This is a genomic window from Microvirga sp. P4_G7 (assembly GCF_056401005.1).
This window is the reverse complement of sequence record NZ_JBFUKD010000199.1, coordinates 1-5,878: the sequence shown is the minus strand read 5'-3', so window position 1 is coordinate 5,878 and position 5,878 is coordinate 1. Positions and strand designations below refer to the sequence as shown.

General features: G+C 59.1%; 5 protein-coding genes. All 5 read right to left on the bottom strand.

Annotated elements, in window-relative coordinates:
• Positions 1–571: protein-tyrosine phosphatase family protein (locus tag AC1DT3_RS10630; RefSeq protein WP_477465225.1), on the bottom strand; the 571-nt coding region annotated here is incomplete at its 3' end.
• Between the two features lie 35 nt (positions 572–606).
• Positions 607–1,728, bottom strand: coding sequence for an ABC transporter ATP-binding protein (locus AC1DT3_RS10625; protein WP_477465224.1), 1,122 nt, complete (start codon positions 1,726–1,728; stop codon positions 607–609).
• Between the two features lie 35 nt (positions 1,729–1,763).
• On the bottom strand, positions 1,764–2,996 hold the full coding sequence (locus tag AC1DT3_RS10620) for an ABC transporter substrate-binding protein (RefSeq protein WP_477465223.1): 1,233 nt from the start codon (positions 2,994–2,996) through the stop codon (positions 1,764–1,766).
• Between the two features lie 48 nt (positions 2,997–3,044).
• On the bottom strand, positions 3,045–4,877 hold the full coding sequence (locus AC1DT3_RS10615) for an ABC transporter permease (protein WP_477465222.1): 1,833 nt from the start codon (positions 4,875–4,877) through the stop codon (positions 3,045–3,047).
• Between the two features lie 182 nt (positions 4,878–5,059).
• On the bottom strand, positions 5,060–5,878 hold an 819-nt coding region (locus AC1DT3_RS10610), incomplete at its 5' end, for a substrate-binding domain-containing protein (RefSeq protein WP_477465221.1).

Sequence of the window (5,878 nt, the reverse complement as noted above, 5' to 3'; positions counted from 1 at the left end):
GCTCAATCCATCCTGCCGCAAAGCGAGCGGCTTCGATCAACATCGGCTTGGGCGTTTCGAACCATTCGTCCGGGTGAAGTGCGCGCGCCTGGCGCAGATGATCGATGGCGGAATCGAGCGTCGGGAAACGGTCCGGCATCTGGATGTGAATATAGAGGGCCGCCAGAATGACCGAGCGCGAGCGCCCACCCCTGCAGTGAATCAGAACGTTGCCATGCCGGCGGTGGGGGTAGGTCGGACGGTCGGGCAACTTCTGGCGCAACGCGCCGTCGAGCATGAAATAGCCGGCAATCAGCATCGTTTCCGGATTGCCGTCGTCGTCGATGAGACCCAGTTTGTAGTTGCGGAACGGCCCCTTCTGCGATTGCGAAACACCCGCCTCCATATCGCCGCTGTAATCGACATCGAGATTGACCGCGCAATTGATCACGATGGCGATGTCGTTCTTCTCCAACGCTCCCTTGTCGGCAGCCGCCTCTGCGTCGCCGACGAACATCTTGATGCCGAAAGGCGGAAGATCATCGACGATGAGGCTCAACGGCGGGCGAGGATATTTCTTGGCGGGATTCATGGGCTAAAGGCGTCCTTATTCGTAATGCGCCGCCCTCATGCGGCGTGGGAAGCTGGTTGAGGTGTTTTCGTCTCGATGCGATTGCCCGAAGCGTCGAAGAAGCTGAGATGATCGAAGGAGAACTCGATCCAGACATTGTTCTTCGGCAGGCTGATTTCGAACCTCGGGATCAGCACCGTGATCCGCTGCCCCTTCAGCGCAAGTGAAATGATGGTTTGCGAACCGGTCGGCTGAACCACATCCACCTCCGCCGCGACGCCATTGGCGACCGGCTGATCATGGATGACGATGCTCTCCGGTCGAGCCCCGAAGGTCACTGGCCCCTCCGGCAGGACCGTATCCGCCGGGACCGCGAGATCCACCGTGCCGAAAGCAAGGCGTTGTTCCGCGCCAACTCGTTTCACCGTTCCCGTGAACAAATTGATTTTCGGATCACCGATGAACTCCGCGACGAACAGGTTCGCCGGATGATGGTAGATCTCGTACGGATTGCCCTGCTGTTGGATGACACCATCCTTCATCACGACGATGACGTCGGACATGGTCAACGCTTCCACCTGGTCGTGCGTCACGTAGACGGTGGTGGCACCAAGCTCGCGATGAAGACGCTTCAATTCGGTTCGCATCTCGGTCCGCAGCTTGGCGTCAAGGTTCGACAGCGGCTCATCCATGAGCAGGACGGAGTTGCGTGCGGCAATTAACCTGGCGACGGCAACCCGCTGCTGCTGTCCACCCGACAGTTCGGATGGGTACCGATCTTCGAGACCGGTCAATTGCACTTTGGACAGCGCTTCCGCGAGCCGGGCTTTGACGGTTTGCGCCGGAAGCTTCGCCTCGCTGAGAGCCAAAGTGATGTTGCGATCGACCTTCATGTTCGGCCACAGCGCATAGCTTTGAAAAATGAAGCCGAGGCCGCGTTTCTCCGGCGAGACAAAGGATCCGGTCGTGCTGGAATAGACGATCTTGCCCGCCAGCGAAACTTCACCGCTTGTGGGCTGTTCGAGGCCCGCGATCATGCGCAAGGTCGTGGTCTTGCCGCAACCCGACGGGCCGAGAAGCGTGACGAAACTGCCTTTGGGGATTTCAAGGTCGAGCCCCGGAACAGCCATTTGGCTTCCGTACGACTTGGTGATGTTTCTGAGCTTGATTTCAGACATGGGCCAATTCTCTCGTTCGGAAGCCACGCTGGCGATTAACGGCTGGTCTCGGCCAGCCAGAAGTCACTGATCTTCGCGATATTGTCCTTCACGAATTCAGGCGAGGCCGTCAGCTTCTTGGCTTTCGGCCAGAATTCGCTGTTCGGAGGCGCAGGAACGTCCGTCCGTGGCGAGAACGTGCCGACTTGATARAACGCCGCCATGCCCTGCAGAAGCTCCAAGGATTTGCCGGACCGGAACGGCGGCTTGAGTTCGGATTGCGCGTTCAGCTCCTTGCTGCCCATTAGGAACGCCAAGTAGAGCTTTGCGGCATTCGGATGCGGCGCCTGCCCGGCGATCGTCACATAGGTCGGATACGAGAAGAGCGCGGCGGGATCGAGATCATACGGAACCGCATTGGCGTAGTTGTCCGTTTGATTTTTCGTCAGGTAGTGGATGACCGAGAAGGCCAGTGGCGGCTTTGCCTGTCCGCGCAGGCCGACCGCTGTCGCGATCTTCGAGCTGTTGTCGGAGATCACGATGTCATTCGCGATCAGGCGATGCAGAAACTCATAGCCTGCATTTTCGACTCCCGAGGAGAGCTGCAGCTTCTTGCCCGCGTGCTTCTCGTAGGCCTTCTCCATTTGATCGGAATGCTCGACGATCGCCGCGAGCATCATGAGAGTCGTCAGCGAGCCGGCAGGCGACTTCATGGAGAAGCGGCCCTTCCATTGCGGCTCTGTCAGCTCCCAGATGTTCTTGATCGGTGGCTGCGGATTGGCCTCCGCGTTGTAGAAGATGCCATAGGCCTCGACGACATGGGTCAGCAGCGGTTCCCGATGCTCGGCGGGAATGCGGTCCACCAGATAGGACGGTACATAGTTGACGATGCGGTGGTTCGGCAGGAGGTCGAAAACCATCTGCTCCGTTCCGCCAGTATAGATCACGTCCGCTGCGTAGACACCGGCCTGCTGCTCGCGCACCACTTTCTCGATGGTCTTCTCTGAACCGAGGTCGTAGGCCTTCACCTTGATCTCGGGGTAGGCCTTTGCAAAATCCTCGGCGACTTTCATCATGGTGCCGGTCGAGGAATAGACGACGACCTCGCCTTCCTTCTTCGCATTCGCGACGACGTCGTCCCATTTCTCATCTTTCTGGAACGCACCGAACTGGTTCTTCTGGAGCCAGGCGTCGAATTTCGGATCCGCCTTCTGCGCCATTGCCGGAGCGGCGAAAGCAAGTGTCATGGCGCCTGCGGCGAGCCATTTCGTGAGGGTTTTCGACTTCATGGACTGTTTCCTCCTTTTGCTTGTTTTGCTTGGTTGTATCGGGACCAATCAGATGGCTCCGATTTTTGCCTTCTTCGATACCAGTCGCACGAGCAGGTTGACTGCGATCACCAGCGCCACCAGCAGCACGGTCGCCACGCCCACGAGCTGCGGCATGTCCTGGCTCTGGTAGTTGTAGATGACGCCCGACAGCACGTTGTTGGATGGGGTGACGAGCAACACGATCAGGGACAATTCACGCATGATGCTGATGAAACTCAGCAGCATGCCAGACAACAGGCCGCCGGCTGCAATCGGGACGATGATGCGGAGCATCCGCTTGAACCAGCCAATGCCCTGAACGCGAGCGGCCTCCTCCAGCGACTTGTCGATCTGAAGAAGCGCGGCGATGCCGGTTCGCGCCGTGAAGGGAAGAGTCTTAACCGAGCAAATCAAGACGAGCAAAGCAAAAGTGCCATAGAGCGCCGGAAACGGTCCCACCGGTCGCGCGAACATACCGATATAGATCGCGCCGAAGGCGAGCGCGGGAAAGATGTATGGCAGGAAGGAAACCATCTCCAGGGCGCGCGACGTCAACGAGCCACGGGTTCGAACTACCACGTAACCAATGAGAAACCCGAAGATGCCGGTCGTCATTGCCGTCAAGAACGACAGACGGAGGCTGTTCCAGGTCGCATCGAGGATATTGCTGTTGTCGACGAGGGCTGCCTGGAGCGGATCGACGCCCTCCCCTCCGCCGCCGATCCAATAATGCAGCGTCAAATTGCTGAGGCTGTAGTTTCCGGCCGTCTTGACCAGCGACTGCAGAACGAGAAGGACCACGGGAAACGCGACGGCGACCGCCATCATGGCTATGACGAACGCGAAAAGGGGCCAACGCCAGCGTCCGAGATCGATCTCTTTCGAACGAAAGCCCTTGCCGGACAACGTCACGAAGCTCTTGYGAACGCCGATCAGCCGCTGGTTGATGTAGATGAAGAGGCAAGCGAGCACGACGAGCACGAGCGCGAGCAGGAATCCATCGCCAGCGTTGCGCGTTCCCATGGCAGCGTAAATCTGCGTCGGGAGCACATAAAACCGCACCGGCATACCCAGAACGGCCGGCGTTCCGAAAGAACCGACGACGCGAATGAACGTCATCACGACGGCAGAGCCGATCGCTGGCAATAGAAGCGGCGCGGTGATCCACAGAAGCTGCTTGAGGCGCGACAACCCCGACATGGCGCCGGCTTCCTCAAGCTGACTGTCGACACTCGTCAACGAGCTGGAGACGGCGAGATACGAGTACACATAGTAGTGCAACGACAAGCAGATGATGATCGGAATCGGGCCATAGGCGATCCAGTCCGGCGGCTGCGTGCCGAAGAAATAGGCGAACGCCCCATTCGCCCCGCCGATGCGATCGTTCTTGAAGAACGTGATCCATGCCAACGCCAAAACCCACGACGGCAACATGTAGGGAATCATGACGAGGGTATGGAGCGTGTTGCGGAACGGGATGTTGGTCCGAACGACGAGCCAGGCCAAGCTGATGCCGAAGAACAGACAGATGACTGTCGCTCCAAACGCCGTCACGAGCGAGTTCAGAAACGGCTTGTAGAAAATCGCCCAGGACAGGCGCCCCGCGAACACGCGCTCATAGTGGAAAAGCGTAAAATCGCCCGGCTGCGCCTTGGGCAGATAGGCCTTGTCGTACGGCTGTACGGTGAAGGTTTCACGCAGCAATTCGAACAGCGGAACGAGGACCAGCGCACCCAGGATCACGGCAAGGATGAGACCCAGAATTCGCTCCGGCTGCGTCGAAAAATTCCACAGTCGGCGCGCCAGCATGCCGGATTTCTGAATAGGCGAAAAGTCTCCCGGCAGGGCCGAACTGCTCATGGCGTCATCCTTCTCGACGCACACGCGCGCGCCGAAGCGTTTCCTCGATACCCGGCTCTTTTCTTCGGAAAACAACGCCTTCCGCGGCCAGCTTGCGCAAGATGCATCGTCCCATCTCGCACCGTCACTTTGCACACGTGTGCAATTCATTGCAAGCGGAAATTCTCGCCAATTTCACAACTTTACGGAGAGGGCGTCGTGTCGCGTTCTACGAGTTCAACGGGAAGGATGCGATGGATGATCGGCGCGGCCTTTTCATCATCCCGCTCAATTGCGGCGAGAACGGATTCGGTGAGGTCGCTCATCGATTGCCTGACCGTCGTGAGGCGGTAGGCGGTCCAGCTCGATTGCGGAATATCGTCGAAGCCGACCAGGGAGATATCCTGAGGAACGCGACGGCCCATTTCGCGCGCGCCGTCGAGGAACCCAAGCGCAAGCAAATCGGTCACGCCGAAGACGCCATCGAGTTCATGCGTTTTGAGAAGCTCGCGTGCAGCATTGGCGCCTGCCTCATAGGTGGTGTCGCCATGGGCCCAGGTGACCGCCTCGCATTTCGCCTTCTCCATGTGGGCGAGAAATGCTTCCCGACGCCGGGTCTGACTTGGCGTCCCCGCTCCACTGCTGACAACGGCCACCTTCCGACAGCCAGCCTCGAGAAGGCGGTCCGCGGCAAGACGCGCGCCCCGCGCGTCGTCGCTCACAATCGTGTCGGTCACCGAATCGGTCACCTGGCGGTTGACGAGGATGACGCGCACGCCGTTGGCGAGACATTCGTCGATGATCGCGGAGGGTGGCGATCCGGACAAGACGACGATGGCCCGCACCCTGAATTCGAGAATGAGCTCGATCAGCGGCGAGATCCCCTGCTCCGCCTCCGCCGCGTTGAGCAGGAGGCATTGCATGCTCCGCTTCAGCAACGCCTGACTCAGTTGATCCAGTTGCCGTGCCATGAACGGCGTCGAGAGATTCGAACCGACGACGCCGATCAGGTTGGATTGCTC